Origin of the sequence: Halostella salina (assembly GCF_003675855.1) — an archaeon.
Taxonomy (GTDB): Archaea; Halobacteriota; Halobacteria; order Halobacteriales; family Natronoarchaeaceae; genus Halostella; species Halostella salina.
On the sequence record NZ_RCIH01000008.1, the window covers coordinates 1 to 20,266 of the forward strand.

A 20,266-nucleotide genomic window follows, 5' to 3' on the forward strand; every position below is an offset into this window, starting at 1 on the left:
TGTCGTTGTGGATCTCGATGGCGCGGTCGACGTCGCCCTCGTACTCCACCAGCGCGACGTGGGGGCCGAACACCTCCTCCTTGAGACAGCGCAGGTCCTCGTCGTAGTCGACCTCGTAGACGAACGGGCCGACCCAGTTGCCGTCCTCGTGACCCTCGGGGATCTCGTCGTCGCCCAGTTCCGCGCGGTCGACCAGCACGTTCGCGCCCTCCTGTTCGGCGAGGTCGTTGTACCGCTGGATCTTCTCGACGTGGTCCGGCTCGATGGCCGGCCCCATGAACGTGTTCTCCTCGAGCGGGTCGCCGACCGCGACCTGCTCGGCCACCTCGACGAACCGCTCCTTGAACTCGTCGTACACGTCCGTGTGGACGATCAACCGCTCGGAGGAGACACAGCGCTGGCCGGTGGTCTTGAACGAGGACATGACCGCGGAGTGAACGGCGATGTCGAGGTCGGCCTCCTCGGTGATCACGATGCCGTTCTTCCCGCCCATCTCACAGGCCGCGAGCTTGCCGGGCGTGCCGCCGACCTTGCTGGCGACCTCCTGGCCGACCTCCGCCGAACCGGTGAAGAGGACGGTGTCGGTGCGGTCGTCCTCGACGATGGCGTTGCCCGCGTCGCCGAAGCCCTGCACCATGTTGAACACGCCGTCGGGGATGCCGGCATCCTCGAACATCTCGGCGATGATCTGGCCACACCACGGCGTCTGTTCGGCGGGCTTCCAGACGACGGTGTTGCCCTCGACCAGCGAGACGGCCATGTGCCAGAACGGAATGGCGACCGGGAAGTTCCACGGCGTGATACAGCCGACGACGCCGCGGGGTTTGCGGCGCATGTAGGCGTCTTTCTCGGGGATCTCGGAGGGCACGACGTCGCCTTTCGGGTGGCGGGCGTCGCCGGCGGCCCACTCGACCATGTGCCAGGCCTCGGTCACGTCGGCTTTTCCCTCGCTGATCTCCTTGCCGCATTCCTTGGTGACGACCTCACCCAGTTCCTGGTGTCGGTCCCGCAGTTCGTGGTAGATGTCCCAGAGGTACTCCGCCCGCTCGATGCGGGAGAGGTCTCGCCACTCCTCGAAGGCCTCGTCGGCGGCGGCCATCGCGCGGTCGATGTCCGCCTCGGTGCCCCGGCGGAACTCGCCCAGCGTCTCGCCCGTCGCCGGGTTCTCGCTCTCGAACGTCTCCGTTCCCTCGCCGTCGGTCCACTCGCCGTCGACGTAATGCTGGTAACTCTCTGCACCGATTGCTTGACTCATACGTACGCCTTGGTGGCCGTGGTGTAGAATGGGCTCCCTCCCATGGTCGGCCCCACTATTATTTCAATTATTATACTATGTATGATTTGGTCGGTGCTGAGATTATAGGTAGCCACACCGAGTAAAAGATGATGATTCCACCTATCGCGAATAACTTCGTTGCTGGGACATCGGTGGCAGCGGCATTAGACCGTGCAGCTACAAATAATAAGAACGGTGTCAACACGATCCTCAATTTACTCGGAGAACATCATGGTGACCCCGAAAAAGCAACCGAAGACACGGAAGCATATTGCGCATTAGTTGAGGACATATCAGAGTCTGATGTTAATGCCTGTATCTCAGTCAAACCTTCACAAATCGGACAAGAAATATCTGCTGATCAATTTGAGACCAATCTCAGTCGCATCGTCGAAACTGCGGACTCGCATGATGTTTTCGTTTGGGTTGATATGGAAGATTCCGAGACAACGGATGTGACACTCGATGCATACGAGAGATTGGCCCGGGAACACAACGGCGGTGTCGGTATCTGTCTTCAGGCTAATCTCAAACGAACAAGGAACGACTTGGAGCGTCTCAGTGATGTACCTGGGAAGGTACGACTTGTGAAGGGTGCGTACGACGAACCGGAATCGGTCGCATTCAAGAATAAATCCCGTGTCGATGAGGCGTATCGGACGTTACTCGAGGACGCATTTGAACAACGGGATGGAGGAATCGCGGTAGGAAGCCACGATCCGGAGATGATCGAGTACGCGAAAACACTACACCAAGAATACGGCACCCCGTATGAGATACAGATGTTAATGGGTGTTCGTGAAGACGCTCAGCAGAATCTTGCAGCTGAAGGCGTGGATGTCTACCAGTACGTCCCCTACGGGTCACGATGGATACAGTATTTTTATCGCCGGGTGCGTGAGCGGAAGGAGAATGCATTGTTTGCACTACGGGCAGTTGTCGGTGTGTGACCCAATCGCTACGGCGGTGAAATCCGAGTTGAACGCTATCTTACTAGATTGTGGCAGGGAAGTAAGGTAATTGTTAGATAAGCTGGTTCCATGCGAAGGCGAATGCTTGCAGCCAATTTTCGACGGTGTTTGATTCGGCGTGACTGAAACAGTTTGAGAACTGGTTGGTTCGACGTTTTAGTTCTCGAAAGACACATTCGACGCTGTTCCGATTACCGTGTTTTTCATATCTGTAATCGAGGCCGTGTCGGTGGAGCGCTGCTTGCAGCCACGGTGCGGAATCGACGAGAAAGAGTGTGTCACCGACGAGATGTTTCTCGCAGAGTTCTGCGAGAAACATCTCGGTGATCGCCTGGTTTCTCGTCGGAGAGAGCTTGACGTGCAGCAAGCGGTTCGTGTCGGAACCGACGGCGGCGTACAGCCAGAACCGTTCATTGTTGAGTTGGATCACGGTCTCGTCAACCGCGACGTGAGCCGGATTCGCACCGTCACGGGGCTGTAGATCTGCTTTCTGCACCCGGTTGTGAACCGTCGTCCGACAACGTTCGGCACCCAACCTATAGAGAACAGAAATTGTATCTAAAAGTGATAATTCTGCTAGATAGAGTCGGATACCCAGCTTCATCGCGGGTTCGGGTGTCGCCTCTCGCTCCAGAAAGTCTAACTCGAAGCAGTCGCTACCTTCGATGAGGCGGGCGATCTCTGGCATGAACCACTAGAAGATCGCTCCGCATCACTCTTCACCCTTATTTGAACACCGCCGCTTCCCCTCCCAATCCGTGCGTCGATCGTTACGCTTGCCAACCCTTACGTCGATCGAACGCCACCCGACTCGCATGACAGAACTGGACACCGGCGGGACGACGATACGGGTGACCGTCGGCCGTCGTGGCGGCGACGACGTGGTTCGGGCGGCCCGGGAAGCCGCGCCGGACGGCGTCGACGTGCGAACAGTCGGGCCGACGGGACTCACCTGCCGGGAGCCGGTCCTCATGGCGACGCGTGACGGTCGGACTGCTGCGTACGGTCGCGTGACGCCGTCGGGAGCGAAGGGGCTGGTCGACGCCCTCACGACCGAACTGCTCGAACCGCCCGCCTTCGCCGTCTCGGACGACGACGGGACTGGAGTTCCGCGACCCGCCAACGGCCCGTTCGCGGTCGGCGAGCGCCGAACGCTCGCCCGCTGTGGCTGGGTGGACCCGAGCGACGGATCGCCGGTCGGGTCGACCGCCCCGGCCGCGGTCGAATCGACCGCGCGCGATTCGGGGTTTCGCGGGCGGGGTTTCGTCGACTCGGCCGACGGGCCCGTCGTTGCGTCGTGGGACGCCGCCCAGTCCGCCGGGGGTGAGCCGGCCGTGGTCGTCGCCAGCGACACCGACCCGGACGTAGCCGCTGATCGGCTGCTGCTGGAATCCGACCCGGCCGCGGTCGTCGACGCCGCGACGGCCGTCGCCGATGTGGTCGAGGCGAGCGACGTTGTCGTAGTTACGGGCGAGGGGGACAGGATCGCCCGGAGCCGAGTCGAGGCTGTTGCAGCCGATACCGACAGGGACGTGACGGTGACGGTCGGAACCGGCGCGTTCGACCCCGACGAGGAGGTCATGGCGGCCGAGACGGTCGATGACGATCGACCCACCGTCGTCCACACGCCCCGGACGCTCGCCGGGCTTCGGGCACTCGTTCACGGAACCGATTCGAGTGGCGGACTGGCGAGCGATCGGGGTGCCCCGGAAACGGCGGACGACCCCGGCACTCGGCTGGTCACCGTATGTGGCGACGCGGACCGGGCGACGGTGGAACTGCCGACCGACGCGCCGCTCTCGACGGCGCTCGACGCGGTTGGGGAGCCGTCGCTCGAGTTCGCCTGCGTCGGCGGCCGTCTCGGTGGGCTCACCCGGACGCTGGACGTGGCCGCGAACGTGGATGCCCTGACGACCGCCGGTCTCGGGACGAACGGCGTCGTCGAACTGTTCGACGACTCGCGGTGTCCGGTGGCCGTCGCGGGCAGACGGACGAAGTTCGCCAGGGAGCACGGCTGTGGCCGCTGTGGCGGATGCCGGAACGTGGTGCCGGAGCTACACGAGCAGCTACGGGCAGTGTACGATGGCCAGTTCGATCCGGACGAACTGCGGACGACCTGTGAGGCGCTCGCCGAGATGGATTGCCGGGTAGCCGCCGCCGCGGCCCGACCCACCAGATCGGCGCTCGACGCGTTCGAGGCGACGTTCCACGCACACGCCGAGGGGCGGTGTCCGACAGGCGAGTGTTACTGAACGGTGTTACCGGGTAGTGTTACCGGGTAGTGTTACCAACTGGAGAAACTGTCCGGGAGGCTCCGGATCGGTCACTCGAAGGAGACGGTTTCCGAACCGGGGTCGACGGTGACTCGGGCACCGATGGGGAGCGGCGCGATGGGGTTCGTGTGCCCCCAGTCCAGCCCCATGACGACCGGCGCATCCGGGTTGTAGCGAGCGATCTCGTCGGCGATCGCGTCGTACATCCGCTCCCGGTAGGCTTCGCGCTCCTCGCGAGGCGGTTCCTTCAGGTAGCTGCGAGTTGGCGGGCGGCCGACCAGAACGGCCGCGAACCGTTCGAGCAGTCCGCGCTCGCCCATGCTCATCAACGTCGCCCGGACCTCGTCGGGCGAGGGGATGATCTCGGCAGTCTCGATGGCGAGCACCGCTCCGTCGAGTTCGGCGGGTTCCGGGACCCCGCGGTCGGCCGCGAGGGTCCATTCCAGGATGATTCGGTTTCCACCCCAGAGACGTCCGGTGGCCGGGTCCGAGCCGCCGACCCATCGCCAGCCGGGGTTTGCCTCGTATGCGGGCGGCGAGCCCATCTCCGACGGTTCGGTCCACCAGGTGGTGGGCTCGTCCGTCCACTCCGTCGCCGGCGTGAGTTCCCCGAGGGACTCCTCGAAGAACGCACGCCGACAGTACCGCTCGGTGTAGTCGGGGAGTTCCCCCGGTACCGCGAGTTCGTTCATCAGCTGCGCCCCGTTGTACGAGACGACGCCGGCGTTCCAGAGCGCCAGCGAGAGGTTCGTGTTGTCGCTCATCCCGTAGAACCGCGTCGGATTCGCGGCGAGCACGTCGGTGTCGAGGTAGCGACGGATCCGCAACTGGTCCCAGCCGCCGATGGTGGCGACGATGCCGCCGATCTCGGGATCGCGGACGGCAGCGTGAACGTCCGCCGCGCGTGCCCGCGGGCTGTCGGCGAGGAACTGGTCGCTCTGTCGCGCGGTCGGATACACGACCGGGTCCAGGTCGAAGACGGTTCGGAGCCGTTCCAGCCCGAGTTCGAACACGTGCGGGGCGTTCCGTGCGCCGCCGCTGGACGGGGCCAGCACCGCGACGCGGTCCCCCGGCGACAGGGGTGGCGGAGTCACGAAGTCGTCCGACATACCGGGAGTATTGCCGTATCACGTAAAGGGGTTTTCGGGGGTGTGTGAACCATCGACGGTGATGGATTCGAACTGTTGGCAAAGGAAATCGGGGATGAACGGCGCGGTCGGGACAGGTAGGACCGGGCGATCCCCGTACGGAATACATATCCGCCCGGGTCACCTATCCGGTATTAATGGACGAGACACCGTCGGTACGGACGCAGTCGGGGATCCACACTGCCCCACGGTCGGACGTTTCGCAGGACCAGGGGAAGTTCAGGACGCGGTTCAACTTCCCTGGACGGGCGCTCCCGGACCACGACGACCACGGCTACGGCCCCCTCGCGACCGTCGTCGAGTCGTTCATGGATCCGGGGACGCTCATCCGAATGCACCAGCACCGGAACGAGGAGATCATTTCGTGGGTGCCCGAAGGCGTGATGCGCCACGACGACCGCCAGGGCAACGAGTTGGTCACCGATCCCGGACATCTCATGGTGATGAACGCCGGGAGCGGCTTCTGGCACGCCGAGGAGACCGAGGCCGACGACCCGCCGCTCCGGATGCTCCAGATCTTCGTCCGTCCGCATAGTCTGAATCTCGACCCCGGCATCCAGCACGAACCGATCCCCGAGGCCGGACCAAACGAGTGGCGACACCTGTTCGGTCCCGAGGGCGGCGACGCCCCGCTGTACGTGCGGAACGAGGTCAACTGCTACGACTGCCGGCTGACAGGCGGGGAGACCACAGTTCTCCCGTCCCGTTCGGGCTGGGACACGTATCTCTACGTGTTCGACGGTGCCGTCGCTGTCGGTGACGAAGAGGCTAAGGTCGGCTACACGGAAAGTGCGCTCGTGACCGCCGACGGTGAGGTTCCGGTAACGGCGACCGAGGATTCGATTCTGGTTGCCTTCTCCATCGATCCCGATGCCCCGATCACCCGACAGGGGACGATCGGACGCTAAGTGGGTGCATGGCGATCAGACGCTGAGTGTACCGGTGTCCACTGGGTCGGTCTACGCATCGAGTTTACGACGAGATCACGACGATCGATTTTGGGTATCGTCGATAGCAAGGTCCGGGGGCATGCCGGTTCGGGGGACACACCGGTTCGGGGGACACACCGCTATCGATTTGTCCCGGTGATGTTCGTCGGAATCCCCCCTCTATCGATTTGTTCCGGGGATACCCTGTAGCGGTTTCACACTTCTATCGATTTGTTCCAATCCGGTTCATCCGACCCACCCAGTTATCGATTTGTCTCGAGGGTGGTTGTCGGTGGGGCCCCTCTATCGATTTGTTCGAGGCGTTGCCCTCGGCCGATTGGACCATCCGTTTCGAGGTCACACCTCTATCGATTTGTTCGATGGGGTGTGGTGTGACACCCCCTTATCGATTTGTTCGACTGTCACCGGATCTGGGCGTTCACCACCGACCGGAGTTCGTCGGCATGGACCTCGTCGAGCCTGGAGTCCTCACGGAGCGTCTCGATGATCGTGGCCGGATCCTCGCCGAAGGTGAACTCCAGATAGCTCCCCGAGTTCGGCCCCTGGCTCTTGCGCTCGGATTCGACCAGCGAGTACGTCGTCAGCTCCTTCATCTTGTTGACGTACGTCTCCTGATAGTACTGCTCGGCGTCGAGCGCCTGGGTGAGATACTGGTAGACGGTGTACCCGTGCGGACTTTTGGCGGCGTTGTTCCCCGTCTCCAGCGCGACGGCTGCCGTCGCGTACAGACAGAGCTTCTTCTGTGTCGAGATCCCTCGCGTGACCTCCAGCACACGGTTCTTTTCGACCTTGTCCTGCGCGCGCCGGACGTGTTCCTCCCGGACCCGGTCCGATCCCTTGCGTTCGGCGATCGATCCGGCGGTTCTGACGAGGTCGATCGCCTTCCTGGCGTCGCCGTGGGTCTGGGCGGCGAACGCGGACGCAAGCGGCAGCACGTCGTCCGACAGCGCGCCGTCGTGGAACGCGTCACGCCGGTGTTCGAGGATCTCCCGGAGCTGGTTCGCGTCGTAGTCGTCGAAATGCACGTCCTCCGGCGTAAACGAACTCAGCGCACGGGATCCGACGTCCTCCATCATCTTCGTGTCGTTGGAGATCGCCGCAACGGAGATCTTCGCCGTGATCTCGTCGGTGCTGCCCGCCCGGGAAAGCTGGTAGAGGAGCCGTGAGAACGCCGGTTCGTCCTTGTCCCGACGGCCGACGAGCATGTCGAGTTCGTCGAGGACGAAGACGGCGATGTCGTAATGCTCGTTGACGAGCCGGTAGAGTTCGTTCCACTTGTTCTTCGTCGGGATCCCGTGTTCGGGGACTTCGACGTTGACTCCGGCGTCGTCCGCGACTTTCCGCGCGAGTTCGTACACCGCCGAACCGAGCGTCCCGACGTTCTGACAGTTCATCTGAAAGACGCCGAAGTTCGTGTCGCGGTTCTCGGTGAGCTCGACGATGTTTCCGCAGACTGCATTGATGATCAGGGACTTCCCCGTTCCGGACGGGCCGTACAGGAACAGGTTCGGCGGCCGCTCGCCGCTGATCGCGACGCGGAGGTGACGCGTGATCGACGACAGCTGTTCGTCCCGGCCGACGATCCGGTCCTCGTCGACGATCTTCGTCGGGTCGAGCAGGGTTCGGTCACGGATGAGCGTCGCCGTCTCCTCCTGCTCCAGGATCATGTCCTTGATCGACCCTGCGTCATCCGAGTCGTCGCCGGGGTCAGACATACCAGTCCCATTCAACGGGTCCGTCAAAAAGGTTCCCCTATCGATTTGGATTACCGAATCATAGCCGTTCTCCGTGGCGAATATCGCCGAGAGTGAAATAGCTACCGGAACCTCCGACGATATGTTGCCGTCGTAGCCTACCGGATACCTCGTGGTTAACGGTTCCGGACACCCACACACCTCTATCGATTTGTTCTGGAGGGGATCGGTGGGGTGGGGGGAAAGCCGGAACGTGATCGCTCGGATATATTGTGTTACTCGTTCTATAGCCGATCCACGATCTCACCTGCCGTTGCGTTTCTCTTCTTTCTTCTATCTAGCTAGTTCTAGTGTAGTAAGTTAGTAGAACACACCCCGTTATCGATTTGTTTAATCGCTGTACGCAATCGGGTTTTCACTATTTCACCTACTTGAACATGGTCTGTAGCTATACTTTGAGATGTGACTAGGCATCCAACGAGTTCGGAAGAGTCGATCAAGTTCGGAAGAGTCGATCAATTAGAGAACAGGAAACCGAACAAGAATTAGCACGAATTACTGATAGAGAGGGACAGTACGGGGCAAATCGACGGAATCAACCTGATATATTACCTATCCGGCCGTTTCTCACCCCCAGTCCCTACTGCCCCGAACAAATCGATAGAGGTGTGTGGGTCCCCACCCCTATCACGGAACTGTCCGGGAAACAAATCGATAGAGGTGTGTGACGGGGAGAGTTTTCCACGATACAGGACCATCGAGGCGAAGCGTCTTTACCAAACGCTTCGAAGGGTCCGACAATGCAACCCCCAGAAGCGCACCACTTCGGCATCACTGTCAGGGACCTCGAAGAGACGGTCCGGTTCTACAGCGACGTTTTCGATCTCGATGTCGTCTCGCGGTTTTCCGTCTCCGGCGAGTCCTTTGCCGACGCCGTCGACGTCCCGGACGCTACCGGCAGGTTCGCACACCTCGACGCCGGCGGAGCGCGGATCGAACTCGTCGAGTACGATCCGTCAGGCTCCGACGCATCGGCCCATCACGTCAATCAAACCGGTGCGAAGCATCTCGGTCTCGCCGTCGACGACATCGACCGGTTCTACGCCGAGTTGCCGGACCACGTCGACACGCTGAGCGAACCGCGAACGACCGAGAGCGGGACCCGAATCCTGTTCGTTTGCGACCCCGAGGACAACCTCGTCGAAATCGTCGAGGCGTAACACCTCGGGGCCGATAGGTCGGTACACCCCGTTTCGAACAACGTGAACAGGTCCCGGAAGTACGATCGACATTCGGGAATATTCATGTGAGAGGGGACGGAACGTCGACTCGATGAGCCTCTATCAGCGGGACTTCATGGAGGGGACGCGCGGCACCCAGGCGGTCGACTGGGAGGAGCGCATCGACGTCAAACGGCTCCGCCGCGAGCGGTACGACCGAGCCCTCGAACGACTGGAGGACAGCGACCTCGGCAGCATGCTCCTCGTGTCGGACCCGAACATCCGCTACGTCACCGGCCTCGCGATGACGGGCGGGTCGGGTGCCGACCACTACACCCTCCTCACGGAGGACGGCGACGTCGTTCACTGGGACACGGCCGACCACGCGAGCAATCAGCGATACAACTGTCCGTGGCTAAACGACGTGCGCTACGCCTGCCCGGGGCTCGGGAACGTGCCGCGCGCGTCCGGGCGTGACTCCGCCCGGAACTGGCTCAAGGAGAAGATGGCGCGTCTCGTCACCGACGCGCTGGCGGAGTACGGCGTCGACAAGGAGCCGATGGGGCTGGACGTGGACAACCGCGGCCTCGTGAACGCCTTCGAGGGCAACGACGTCGACGTCCGGACCAAGGAGTGCGTCGACCTGATGCACGACGCCCGGAAGACCAAGACGCGCGACGAGATCGAGTGTCTGCGGATGGTCGCGTCGATCTGCGAGGCCGGGTTCCAGGCGATCACCGAGAGCGCGAAGCCGGGCAAGCGCGAGTCCGAGGTCTGGGGCGACGCAGTGCGCGAACTCTGGCGACACGGTGCGATGGCACAGGGCGGGTACGTCACCTCGGGACCGAACACCTGGCCGAAACACCAGGCGAACACGACGGACCGTGCCATCCGGCCGGGCGACCTCGTCTACGCCGACTTCTACAACATCGGCTACCTCGGCTATCGGTCCTGCTACTACCGGACCTTCTCCGTGGGCGAACCCACGCAGGCCCAGCAGGACGCCTACGAGAAGGCCCGCGACGACCTCTACGACGTGCTCGAACGCATCGAACCCGGCGTCACCACGGACGAGATCTGCAGGGGGTTCCCGGACGAGGAGGGCGAGCACATGGACTGGTACGACGCCGACGAGTTCTGGGAGATGACGACCAACCACTGGGCACACGGTCTCGGGCTCCAGCTGTACGAGCAACCCCTCATCTGGCGCGGCCTCTCCCCGGAGCATCCCATCGAGATCGAGGAGGGGATGACGATGGCCGTCGAGACGATGCAGCCCGCCGACCGGCAGGGCGTCCGCGTCGAGGAGATGGTCGTCGTCCGCGAGAACGGCGTCGAGATACTGAGCCAGTGGCCCGTCGAGGAGATCACGCGGATCGACCACTGATGACCGAACGATGCGGAAAGTCTCTATCGACGCCGTCGATCCCGAGGCGGACGAGGGCGTCTACACCGACCGACGCTCGCTGACCGGTCCCCTGAACACCGACACCGTCGCCGTCGCACAGTATCGCCTCGATCCCGGCGAGCGGTTCAGCGGCGCGGTCCACGCCCACGCCGACCAGGAGGAACTCTTCCTCGTCGTCTCCGGAACGGCGACGTTCGAGACGGAAGAGGGGACCGTTACGGTCGACGCTGGCGAAGCGATCCGCTTTGCTCCCGGCGAGTTCCAGTCGGGACTAAACGCGTCCGACGACACCGTCGTGGCGTTCGCGATCGGCGCGCCCCGGGACAGCGACGACGTTCGGGTCAGCCGCATCCCGGTGCTGGACGACGCGGACGTGTCCTGTCCGGACTGTGGCAGGGACGATATGCGACTCGGCGACGGCGATGCGGATTTGGTCTGCCCGGACTGCGACGCGACCGCGTCCGTGCCGTAATAGCGTCGCGACGGTCGCAGATCGGGCCCTGTCGTTCCTCTCGTCCGTTCCCTATCCTGTTGTTTCCAGGCGACGGATTGATCCCGTCCCAAGCGACTGATTCAGTCCCCCGTTATATCGACCGGATCCTTTCCACACGATTTATAATCGCGTGCAGCGACGTTCCCGACGATGTACAAACACGTCGCCCTGCTCGTGCGGCAGGATGGGATGAGCCACGAGGAGTTCGTCGAGTACTGGCAGGAGAACCACACGCCGATCGCCCGCGAGATCGAGGGCGTCGAACGCTACCAGACGGTCCTTCCGACCGATCCGGAGAACGCCGAGTTCGACGGGCTCGCCGAACTGTACTTCGACTCCCTCGACGACCTGCACGCGGCGCTGGGGAGTCCGGGCAGTCGGGACTACGACCCGACGAAGGAGGTCGCCGCGGAGGCTCGGGAGGACGTGAACAACTTCCTCGACGTCGAGGAGCGCCCCCGGTTCATCGGCGAGGAGATCGTCCAGAAGGACGAGGTTGACGGCGACACCGATGGCCTGTACAAACACTCCGCGTTCCTGGTGCGACAGGAGGGGATGAGCCACGAGGAGTTCGTCGAGTACTGGCAGGAGAACCACACGCCGATCGCCCGCGAGATCGAGGGCGTCGTCCGGTACGCCACGGTCCTCCCGACCGACCCGGAGCACGCCGAGTTCGACGGGGTGGCTGAGCTCTACTTCGAGGACCTGGATGCGCTCTACGACGCACTCGGCAGCGAAGGGTCGCGCGACTACGACCCGGACCGCGGCAAGGCAAAGGAGGCGAGGGAGGACGTGGACAACTTCCTCGCCGTCGAGGAACGCCCGCGGTTCATCGGCCGGGAGACCGTTCAGAAGTACGAACCCGACGGAACGACCTCGGACGAAGATTCCTGAGATGCCCGACTACGACACCCAGGTCCGGGAGGCGTTCCCCGAACTCGCGGACATCGCGGACGACGAACTCCGCGAGCAGGTCATCGAGGCGTGGCGGCTCGGTCTCGAACGCGGCGGCTGGTCCCACATCGAGGCCATCCCGTACGCCTGGAACATCGACGAGGTGACGAACGTCGAGCACGTCCGTGGCGTCACGCGGATCGCGGTCGACGCCGCCGCCCAGCAGCGCGACTTCCACGGCGCGGAGCCTGACGAGGACGTGATCCGTGCGGCATGTCTGCTCCACGACGTGGGGAAATGCTACGAGTACGTCGACCACGTCGACGCCGAACTGGTCGACCCGAACCCCGAGTACGCGACCGAAGAAATCCCCCACTCGCTCTCGGGCTACGCGCTCGCCCACGAGGTGGGCTGTCCCCTCGACGTGCAGCGGGCGATCCCCCACTTCATCGGCGAGATCCCCTCCCGAACGCTGGAGGCCGAACTGGTCAAGTCCGCCAACTCCGCGTCCTCGAACGCCATCACGCAGGCGACGATGGGGATCAGCCTGCAGGAGTGGGTGGAAAAGTACTCGCAGACCAGCAACTAGCGGCTGCGGTTACAGCGGCTCTAACCCCGCCTCCTCGCGCAGGACGCCGACGTACTGCCGGAAGCCGGCTTCGAGGTCGTACTCGGGGTCGTACCCCAGGTCCTCCTGCGCGGCCGTCATATCCAGCTTCTGAGTCCACGGAAGTTCGCCCTCGTCCGTGACGGTGAGGTCGGCGTCGGGCACGATTTCCCGCATCGTCTCGACGGCCTCGCGGATCGTCGCCAGCTCGCCGCGGACGTTGTACACGCGCTGGGAGAGGTCCCCCTCCGGCGCGAACGCAGCCTTCCGGAACGCCTGTGCGACGTCGGCGACGTGCTGCCAGTCGATCGCCTGATCGCCGTAGTCGACGCTGAACGACTCACCGACGGCGGGCTTTTCGACGATGTTGGCGAGGAACGCCGACCCCCCGGTCTCGCGGTAGGGACCGTACGCGACAGTCGGGCGAAGCGCCACGTCGGAGACGCCGAACTCCTCCCGGTACACCCGCGCCTGGTGTTCGTTGTACCCCTTGCTCGCCCCGTACAGCGTGTCGGGGTAGACGAGGTCGTCCTCGGTCACCCAGTCGTCGTAGTTCTCGGGCGGCGCGTAGATGGCGGCGCTGGAGGCCCACGCGACCCGCTCGACCTGCTCGTCCAGCGTCCGCGCCGCCTCGAACACGTTGTTCGTCCCCTCGACGTTGACCTTCATCGCGGCACGGGGGTTGTCCTCGGCCGCGTTGGTCAGCAGGGCGGCGAGGTGGACGATGTGTGTCGTCCCGGTCTCGCGGACCGCCCGCACCACGTCGGTCGGGTCGGTCACGTCGCCACGTCGGACGGTCACGTCCTCAGCGACGCCGAGCTTCTCCAGGATGTCGGTGTCCGTCGAGAGATCGTACGCCACCACGTCGTGGCCGTCCTCGACGAACTCCTGTGCGACGTAGGAGCCGATGAAACCGGTACCGCCCGTGACCAGTACGGTCGACGATGACATACGAACCACTGCCCGGCGGAGGGTCAAAAGTGTATCCGTGTCGGATCGTCGGCGTCGCTCGGCGGCCGCCCCGCCGGCCGGACGACCGCCCACGGACGGACCCGTGACCTACTCGTGGACGGCCCCCTAACCTACTCGTGGAGCCCGCCGACGGAGGCGTAGAACGACGACTGGAGCGTGTCGGCCATGTCCTGCTCGCGGTCGATCCGGGCGTCGATCACCGTCGCCGTCTCCGACCCCGTGGCCTCGTCGAGCGCGTCGCGGAGGTCGGCCGGCGTCGTCGCCCGGATCCCGTCGGCACCGAACGCCCGGGCCGCGGCGACGAAGTCGGTGTCGTGGAACTCGACGCCCGCCACGTCGCCCTCCATCTGTCGGACCATCCCGAGACTGGTGTCGTTGAGGACGACGAACGTGGGTGCGACGCCCTGCTGGACGGCGGTCTCGACGCTGGTCATCGTCATCGCGAACCCGCCGTCCCCCGCAACCGCGATCACGTCGCCGTCCGTCTCCAGCGCGGCCGACACCGCCGCCGGGGCTGCCCACCCCATCGCGCCGACGCCGCCGCTGCCGTAGTACGTTCCCGTGGCGGGTGCCTGCAGGTAGTTCAGCAACCAGAAGCGGTTGTTGCCCGAGTCCGCGGTGACGACGGTGTCCTCGTCGACGACGCGCTCGATCTCCTTGACCGCGCGCTGGGGCAGGATCGGCGAGGCGTCCGACTCGCACTCGGGAGCGGTGAACGACTCCCGTGCGCGCTCTGCCCGGTCGCTCGCCCAGTCGTTGCTCGCCTCGCCGGCGTCGGCCAGCGCGCCCAGGCTCTCGGCGGCGTCACCGATCAGCCCCACGTCGGCGGGGTACACCCACCCGGCGTTCCGGCTGTCGATATCGGCGTGGACGATCGTCTGCTCGTCTGGCCGGATGAACTCGGGAGCCTGCCAGTTCGTGTCCATCGGATTCAGCCGACACCCCACCACGAGCAGCGCGTCGGCCTCGCTCACTACCTGATTCGCGCCCTCGTGACCGAACGAGCCGATAACGCCGGCGGCCAGCGGATGCGTCTCCGCTATCGTCGACTTCCCGAGGTAGGAGGTGGCGACGGCTGCGTCGTACGCCTCCGCGACCGCCGCGAGTTCGTCGTACGCGTCGGCCGCGTGGACGCCGTTCCCGGCCACGATCACCGGGCGCTCCGCCGCCTCCAGGGCCTCCGCCGCCCGCGCAACGTCGGTCGCGGTCGGCCGGGACTCCCACGTCCGCGTCTGTCGCTCGTCGTTCCACACCGGCGGGAGGGTGTCGCCGTCGAACTCCTCGGTGACGGCGTCGCCGTCGAGCACCACCGCGGTCGGTCCCGGCCGCCCCGCGACGGCGTGCTTGAACGCCAACTGGAGGCTCCGAACCGTCTCCGTCGGGGAGCGCGGGAACCAGTGTTCCTTCGTCACGGCGTCGAGGATCTTCGGCAGTTCGAGACCGCCGTAATCCCCGCGAGATTGCTGATACGGGGCGACCGTCGAGTAGTTGCCGCGCTCCGAGGCCTCCGTGATCGTGACCATCGGCGACGATCCGAGGCGGGCCTCCATCTGCCCGATCGAGCCGAGGCTCCCGATCCACGGCCCCTGACCGGTCAGGACGCCGGGCGACCCGGTCAGTCGCCCGTGCATCTCCGCCATCACGCTCGCCTCGCGCTCGTCCCGGGGGCGCACCACGTCGACCGACGACTCGCGGAGCCCCTCGAACAGTTCGATCGCGCGGCCGCCCGGATAGCCGAAGACGCGCTCGACGCCGAGGTTCTCCAGCGACTCGACGAGCCGTTCGCTCGTGTCCATACCGTCGTGTTCCCCGGCCCCCTACTTCGGTTTTCCCATCGGTGTCGACACGCTCGCGGACGGAAGGGCATCCCGATCCGGGGACGCAACGACCCCGTCCACCCGTTCAACCCACCGTTCCGCGATACGACTGGGAAGAATTATAACGATTCCTCGACAGCGTCGGGTATGGAGATCGGCACGGGACTGTTCACCTGCCAGCGTCGCCCGGACGACGACCGCTCGTCGACCGAACTGTACGACGAGATGCTCCGGCTGGGCGAGACGATCGACGACGCCGGGCTGGCGAGCGCCTGGGTGTCGGAACACCACTTCATGGAGGACGAATACCTCTCGGGCACGATGCCATCGCTCGGTGCGCTCGCGGCCGCGACCGACGACATCGAGATCGGCACCTGCATCGCGCTCGCGCCGCTGTACGACCCGGTTCGCCTCGCCGAGGACGCCGCGACGGTCGACCTCATTTCGGGCGGGCGGACGACGCTCGGCCTCGCCATCGGCTCGAACCCCCGCGAGTTCGAGGGGTTCGGCGTGCCCGTCGACGAACGCGCCGAGCGCCTCGCGGACACCGTCTCCGTCCTCCGCGGGGCGTGGTCCGAGGGGCCGCTGGACTACGACGCGGAGTTCAGCGACGCCGACCCGGACGTGACCGTGACCCCGAAACCAGACGGGGATCTGCCGATCATGCTCGGCGGCGCGGCCAAGCCGGCCGTCCGACGCGCGGCACGCACGGCCGACGCCTGGTGTGCGCCCTCCGCCCTCTCGATCGAGGGCGTCCGGAAGCGCAAGGAGGACATCGAGCGCGTCCGCGAGGCGGAGGACATCGACGGGGACTTCACCGTCTACGTCCTCCAGCACGGCTTCGTCGGCGACTCGAAGGAATCGGCCTGGGCGGAGATGCGGGACGGGTACCTCTACCTCCAGCGGCGGTACGAGGAGATCTTCTCCGGCGAGTCGGTCGACGAACTGAGCGACGACCGCGTCGAGGAACTGAAAGAACAGGCGATCTTCGGGACGCCCGACGACGTGATCGACGGCATCGAGGCGTACCGCGACGCCCTGGGCGACGACGTTCACTTCATCCTCCGAACGTACCACCCCGGGACCGGCACGGACGCGATGGTCGACTGTGTCGAACGGCTCGGGAGCGAAGTCGTCCCCCACTTCGAGTGACGACCCGCCGATCCTAAACGAACGATCCGTTTATTTACAATATTCGATACAGTTGGACATACTCCGAGCGCTAAAGGGCTTCGAGAATGGGTCTCCGTTCGAAATAGACCTGCCCGGTGGATATATAATAAACGTAGTAAATATTTCTCCAGCCGAAACCCTCTACCGTTCCCCTCCGCTTTGGAGGCTATCGATCGGGCCGGCCGACCTAATTACAGCAATACTGTTGTAATTGAATCGCACTTCATCCCCAGTTTACACGGATAGATGTGTAATCCACGCAGCCACCGTTCGACAGGAGTAAACGACTGTCCGACGTACGGTGCCCTCCAGCGGACGTGCCCAGCCCGTCACGTTAGCATGAAATCAAGCTGAATGACGTTTGCCGTGTCCTGGACGGCCTCCTGGAGCTGTTCGCGCCGGTCGGGTTCCGCGAACTGGCTGCAGGGACCGGAGACGCTGATCGAGCCGAGCGGCTCGTCCTCGACGAGCACCGCCGTCGCGATGCAGCACAGTCCCTCGACGCTCTCCTCGTTGTCGAAGGAGACTCCCGAATCCCGGATCTCGGCCAGTTCCTCGTGGAGCGCGGCACGGGAGGTGATCGTCTTCGCCGTGAACTCCGGCAGGCCGTGCTCGTCGACGATGGCGTCGACCCGTTCCTCGGACAGGTGCGCGAGGATTGCCTTCCCGGTGGCCGTCGCGTGCATCGGCCGCTGCTCCCCGAGGGACATGTACGCCTCCGTCGACCCGCTCGGGTTCGTCGCGTACACGCACGTCCCCCGGCCGCCTTCCTCGACGACCAGGTTCGTCCGTTCGCCGGTCTCGGCGGCCAGCGAGTCGAGTTCCGCTTTCCCCTGCCGGTAGATGTCGAAGTCGTGCTGGACGCTCGCTCCGAGCCGGAGGTACTGACAGCTCAACCGATACGCTCCGTTTTCCTTCACGAGATAGCCGCTCTCGTGCAGGGTGTGCAGATGAGTGTAGACGGTGCTTTTGGCCAGCGATACCTCCGCAGCTATTTCCGAGACACCGACGGGACCGAGACGCTCGATCGTTTCGACGATGTCGAACGAGCGTTCTAGCGCACCGATGGTTTTGGGAGAGTCACTCATGATCGATCGATATGGTGGCAGGCGTGATAGTGTTTTCCCCACTGGGGGATATGCGTTCTCCAGTACCGAACGAGAGATCGACAGCCCCGGAACGTCGAGGGATGTGCACGGATCGATGCAGAGCGCGTCAGTAGGTCACCGTTTCACGGATCGCTTCCTCGATGCGTGGCGGCTGGGGAATGTAGAAGTCCTCCATCGCCAGCAGCGGAACGGGCACGTCGAACCCGGTGACGCGTTCGACGGGCGCTTCGAGGTACATCAGCGCCTCGTCGTTGATCGTGGCGATCAGCTCCCCGGCGAAGCCGCCGGTTTTCGGGGCCTCGTGGACCACGACGCAGCGCCCGGTCTTTTTCACCGATTCGACGACCGTCTCGCGGTCGAGCGGCGAGATGGAGCGCAGGTCGATCAGCTCCACGTCGACGTCGTCGAGCGCGTCGACGGCCTCTCGCGTCTTGTGCATCATCGCGCCCCACGCGACCACGGTCACGTCCTCCCCTTCCGCCCGGACGGCCGCCTTCCCGAGCGGTTCGGTGTACGTCCCCTCGGGCACCTCCCCGCGGAAGGAGCGATAGACGTGTTTCGGCTCCATGAACAGCACCGGGTCGGGGTCCCGAACCGCGCTGATCAGCATCCCCTTGGCGTCGTGGGGGGTACTCGGCACGGCCACCTTCAGCCCGGGGACGTGCGCGTACGCCGCCTCCAGGCTCTCGGAGTGGTGTTCGAGCGCGCGGACGCCGGCCCCGTACGGCGTCCGGACGGTCATCGGCGCGGTGAGCTCGCCCCGGGTCCGCCACCGGATCCGGCTGGCGTTCGTCACGAGCTGGTCGAACGCCGGCGGGAGGAACCCGGAGAACTGGATCTCGGCGATCGGGCGGAACCCGTAGGTAGCCAGTCCGATCGCAGCGCCGACGATCCCGATCTCCGAGAGGGGCGTATCGAGGACGCGCTCGCCGCCGAACTCGTCCTGAAGTCCTTCCGTCGCGCGGAACACGCCGCCGGATTCGGCCACGTCCTCCCCGAAGACGAGCGTCCGGTCGTCGTTGCCCATCTCCTCGTGCATCGCGTCGTTTATCGCCTCGACGATTGTCGCCTGCATGGTCACCCCTTGGGCCGCTGCTCGATGTAGTCGTACATGTCGGGGCGGCGCTCCAGCAGTTCCTCGAACTCCTCCAGCTGGCGGTGGAGTTCGGGCGGCGTCTCCGCGTGGAGGTACTCGAATATCTCCGACACCTCGCGCTCGGCGAAGTCGTCGGCGGCGTCGACCGCCTCGTCGAACATCTCGTCGACCTCGTCGCGGACCTCGTCCTCGTCGATGTCCTCGTACAGCCCTTCCGACTTGAGGAACTCGCGGTAGCGCTCCAGCGGATCGCGCTGGGCCCAGTCCTCGACCTCCTCCTCGTCGCGGTAGCGGTTCGGGTCGTCGCTGGTCGTGTGGGCCGCGCGGCGGTACGTGACGGCCTCGACCAGCACCGGGTCGCCGGCGAGTGCCCGCTCGCGAGCGGCGGTGACGGCCTCGTACACGGCGAGCACGTCGTTCCCGTCGACGCGGATGGCGTCGAGCCCGTAGCCCAGCGCCTTCTGCGCGACCGTGTCGGCGGCGGTCTGACCGTCGAACGACAGCGAGATAGCGTACTGGTTGTTCTGCGTGAAGAACACGGCGGGCGCGTCGATGACGCCGGCGAAGTTGATCCCCTCGTGGAACGCCCCGGTCGACGTCGCGCCGTCGCCGAGGTTGGCGAAGGCGATGGCGTCGTCGCCGTTCAGTTTCATCCCCCACGCCGTCCCGGCGGCGACCGGGATGTGCGAGCCGATGGAGATGGCGACGCCGAAGGCGTTGGTCCCCTCCATCTTCGAGGCGTCCTCGATGCCGCGCCAGTACAGCAGCAGGTCCCGCAGCGACAGGCCGTGGATCAGCAGCGTGCCCGCCTCGCGGCCGTACGGGAACACGCGGTCCGCGTCGTCGATGGCGAACCCGCTTCCCACGATGCTGGCCTCCTGCCCCCGCCCGGAGGCGTAGGTCCCGAGCCGCCCCCGACGCTGGAGCTTGGTCGCGCGCTCGTCGACGACGCGCTGGAGCACCATCCAGCGATAGAGGTCACACAGTGCGTCGTCGCTCAGGTCGGGTATCGCCGCCCGGTCGTACGTCCCGTCCGGTTCCAGGATCCGGTGGACGCCGATGTCGATATCCGCCTGTGACAGCGTCTCGACGTCGGCGTCGACCGATCCTGCGGTTAACGGTCGCAAGTCCTCGGTCATTCGCGTCTCACATCCGATACCGGGAG

18 protein-coding genes are annotated in these 20,266 nt (G+C 64.7%); 9 read left to right on the top strand and 9 right to left on the bottom strand.

Features of this window, described 5'->3' with window-relative positions:
* Positions 1–1,255: aldehyde dehydrogenase family protein (locus tag D8896_RS15110; RefSeq protein WP_121822954.1), on the bottom strand; the 1,255-nt coding region annotated here is incomplete at its 3' end.
* A gap of 131 nt (positions 1,256–1,386) precedes the next feature.
* On the opposite strand from D8896_RS15110, the gene D8896_RS15115 reads away from it, so the two are divergent.
* Positions 1,387–2,226, top strand: coding sequence for a proline dehydrogenase family protein (locus D8896_RS15115; protein WP_121823174.1), 840 nt, complete (start codon positions 1,387–1,389; stop codon positions 2,224–2,226).
* A 73-nt stretch (positions 2,227–2,299) separates the two neighbouring features.
* On the opposite strand, the gene D8896_RS15120 is transcribed toward D8896_RS15115, so the two are convergent.
* Positions 2,300–2,935, bottom strand: a complete 636-nt coding sequence (locus D8896_RS15120; RefSeq protein WP_121822955.1) for an IS6 family transposase — start codon at positions 2,933–2,935, stop codon at positions 2,300–2,302.
* Positions 2,936–3,062: 127 nt separating this feature from the next.
* Here D8896_RS15120 and D8896_RS15125 point away from each other — a divergent pair, with 127 nt between their 5' ends.
* A complete protein-coding gene (locus tag D8896_RS15125) occupies positions 3,063–4,499 on the top strand; it encodes a (2Fe-2S) ferredoxin domain-containing protein (protein WP_121822956.1) in 1,437 nt (478 codons plus the stop codon).
* Positions 4,500–4,570: 71 nt separating this feature from the next.
* Here D8896_RS15125 and D8896_RS15130 read toward each other — a convergent pair whose 3' ends face one another.
* A complete protein-coding gene (locus tag D8896_RS15130; protein WP_121822957.1) occupies positions 4,571–5,629 on the bottom strand; it encodes a S66 family peptidase in 1,059 nt (352 codons plus the stop codon).
* 176 nt (positions 5,630–5,805) lie between these two features.
* Here D8896_RS15130 and D8896_RS15135 point away from each other — a divergent pair, with 176 nt between their 5' ends.
* Positions 5,806–6,576 (top strand): pirin family protein, encoded by a 771-nt coding sequence (locus D8896_RS15135; RefSeq protein ID WP_121822958.1) that lies wholly within the window; start codon positions 5,806–5,808, stop codon positions 6,574–6,576.
* Between the two features lie 443 nt (positions 6,577–7,019).
* Here D8896_RS15135 and D8896_RS15140 read toward each other — a convergent pair whose 3' ends face one another.
* A complete protein-coding gene (locus D8896_RS15140) occupies positions 7,020–8,333 on the bottom strand; it encodes an orc1/cdc6 family replication initiation protein (protein WP_121822959.1) in 1,314 nt (437 codons plus the stop codon).
* A gap of 779 nt (positions 8,334–9,112) precedes the next feature.
* Here D8896_RS15140 and D8896_RS15145 point away from each other — a divergent pair.
* The 5 genes from D8896_RS15145 to D8896_RS15165 all read left to right on the top strand — a co-directional run bounded on the left by D8896_RS15145 (position 9,113) and on the right by D8896_RS15165 (position 12,916).
* Entirely contained in the window at positions 9,113–9,532 is a 420-nt protein-coding gene (locus D8896_RS15145; protein ID WP_121822960.1) for a VOC family protein, read from the top strand.
* 112 nt (positions 9,533–9,644) lie between these two features.
* Complete coding sequence (locus tag D8896_RS15150) at positions 9,645–10,919, top strand: M24 family metallopeptidase (RefSeq protein WP_205596845.1); 1,275 nt, start codon at positions 9,645–9,647, stop codon at positions 10,917–10,919.
* 10 nt (positions 10,920–10,929) lie between these two features.
* Positions 10,930–11,412, top strand: a complete 483-nt coding sequence (locus tag D8896_RS15155; RefSeq protein WP_121822961.1) for a cupin domain-containing protein — start codon at positions 10,930–10,932, stop codon at positions 11,410–11,412.
* A gap of 171 nt (positions 11,413–11,583) precedes the next feature.
* Positions 11,584–12,327: an EthD domain-containing protein gene (locus tag D8896_RS15160; protein ID WP_121822962.1), complete on the top strand. Its 744-nt coding sequence runs from the start codon at positions 11,584–11,586 to the stop codon at positions 12,325–12,327.
* Between the two features lies 1 nt (position 12,328).
* Positions 12,329–12,916 carry an HD domain-containing protein gene (locus D8896_RS15165; protein ID WP_121822963.1) on the top strand — a complete coding sequence of 196 codons (588 nt, stop codon included), beginning with the start codon at positions 12,329–12,331 and terminating at the stop codon, positions 12,914–12,916.
* A gap of 9 nt (positions 12,917–12,925) precedes the next feature.
* Here D8896_RS15165 and D8896_RS15170 read toward each other — a convergent pair whose 3' ends face one another.
* A complete protein-coding gene (locus D8896_RS15170) occupies positions 12,926–13,885 on the bottom strand; it encodes an NAD-dependent epimerase/dehydratase family protein (protein ID WP_121822964.1) in 960 nt (319 codons plus the stop codon).
* A gap of 131 nt (positions 13,886–14,016) precedes the next feature.
* The gene (locus tag D8896_RS15175; RefSeq protein ID WP_121822965.1) at positions 14,017–15,702 is read right to left on the bottom strand and encodes a thiamine pyrophosphate-binding protein; all 1,686 of its coding nucleotides are present in this window, start codon (positions 15,700–15,702) and stop codon (positions 14,017–14,019) included.
* Positions 15,703–15,870: 168 nt separating this feature from the next.
* Here D8896_RS15175 and D8896_RS15180 point away from each other — a divergent pair, with 168 nt between their 5' ends.
* Positions 15,871–16,875, top strand: a complete 1,005-nt coding sequence (locus tag D8896_RS15180; protein WP_121822966.1) for an LLM class flavin-dependent oxidoreductase — start codon at positions 15,871–15,873, stop codon at positions 16,873–16,875.
* Positions 16,876–17,225: 350 nt separating this feature from the next.
* Here D8896_RS15180 and D8896_RS15185 read toward each other — a convergent pair whose 3' ends face one another.
* The 3 genes from D8896_RS15185 to D8896_RS15195 form a co-directional block, all read right to left on the bottom strand.
* Complete coding sequence (locus D8896_RS15185; protein ID WP_121822967.1) at positions 17,226–17,984, bottom strand: IclR family transcriptional regulator; 759 nt, start codon at positions 17,982–17,984, stop codon at positions 17,226–17,228.
* 127 nt (positions 17,985–18,111) lie between these two features.
* Complete coding sequence (locus D8896_RS15190) at positions 18,112–19,080, bottom strand: alpha-ketoacid dehydrogenase subunit beta (RefSeq protein WP_121822968.1); 969 nt, start codon at positions 19,078–19,080, stop codon at positions 18,112–18,114.
* Positions 19,081–19,082: 2 nt separating this feature from the next.
* Positions 19,083–20,240, bottom strand: coding sequence for a thiamine pyrophosphate-dependent enzyme (locus D8896_RS15195; RefSeq protein ID WP_121822969.1), 1,158 nt, complete (start codon positions 20,238–20,240; stop codon positions 19,083–19,085).
* Between the last annotated feature and the right edge of the window lie 26 nt (positions 20,241–20,266).

Excerpts from the sequence above, each read along its gene's own strand:
- D8896_RS15185 (WP_121822967.1), bottom strand. The coding sequence starts at position 17,984 with ATGAGTGACTCTCCCAAAACCATCGGTGCGCTAGAACGCTCGTTCGAC.
- D8896_RS15180 (WP_121822966.1), top strand. The coding sequence starts at position 15,871 with ATGGAGATCGGCACGGGACTGTTCACCTGCCAGCGTCGCCCGGACGAC.
- D8896_RS15115 (WP_121823174.1), top strand. The coding sequence starts at position 1,387 with ATGATTCCACCTATCGCGAATAACTTCGTTGCTGGGACATCGGTGGCA.
- D8896_RS15140 (WP_121822959.1), bottom strand. The coding sequence starts at position 8,333 with ATGTCTGACCCCGGCGACGACTCGGATGACGCAGGGTCGATCAAGGAC.
- D8896_RS15175 (WP_121822965.1), bottom strand. The coding sequence starts at position 15,702 with ATGGACACGAGCGAACGGCTCGTCGAGTCGCTGGAGAACCTCGGCGTC.
- D8896_RS15190 (WP_121822968.1), bottom strand. The coding sequence starts at position 19,080 with ATGCAGGCGACAATCGTCGAGGCGATAAACGACGCGATGCACGAGGAG.
- D8896_RS15170 (WP_121822964.1), bottom strand. The coding sequence starts at position 13,885 with ATGTCATCGTCGACCGTACTGGTCACGGGCGGTACCGGTTTCATCGGC.
- D8896_RS15150 (WP_205596845.1), top strand. The coding sequence starts at position 9,645 with ATGAGCCTCTATCAGCGGGACTTCATGGAGGGGACGCGCGGCACCCAG.
- D8896_RS15130 (WP_121822957.1), bottom strand. The coding sequence starts at position 5,629 with ATGTCGGACGACTTCGTGACTCCGCCACCCCTGTCGCCGGGGGACCGC.
- D8896_RS15120 (WP_121822955.1), bottom strand. The coding sequence starts at position 2,935 with ATGCCAGAGATCGCCCGCCTCATCGAAGGTAGCGACTGCTTCGAGTTA.
- D8896_RS15145 (WP_121822960.1), top strand. The coding sequence starts at position 9,113 with ATGCAACCCCCAGAAGCGCACCACTTCGGCATCACTGTCAGGGACCTC.
- D8896_RS15160 (WP_121822962.1), top strand. The coding sequence starts at position 11,584 with ATGTACAAACACGTCGCCCTGCTCGTGCGGCAGGATGGGATGAGCCAC.
- D8896_RS15195 (WP_121822969.1), bottom strand. The coding sequence starts at position 20,240 with ATGACCGAGGACTTGCGACCGTTAACCGCAGGATCGGTCGACGCCGAC.
- D8896_RS15155 (WP_121822961.1), top strand. The coding sequence starts at position 10,930 with ATGCGGAAAGTCTCTATCGACGCCGTCGATCCCGAGGCGGACGAGGGC.
- D8896_RS15135 (WP_121822958.1), top strand. The coding sequence starts at position 5,806 with ATGGACGAGACACCGTCGGTACGGACGCAGTCGGGGATCCACACTGCC.
- D8896_RS15165 (WP_121822963.1), top strand. The coding sequence starts at position 12,329 with ATGCCCGACTACGACACCCAGGTCCGGGAGGCGTTCCCCGAACTCGCG.
- D8896_RS15125 (WP_121822956.1), top strand. The coding sequence starts at position 3,063 with ATGACAGAACTGGACACCGGCGGGACGACGATACGGGTGACCGTCGGC.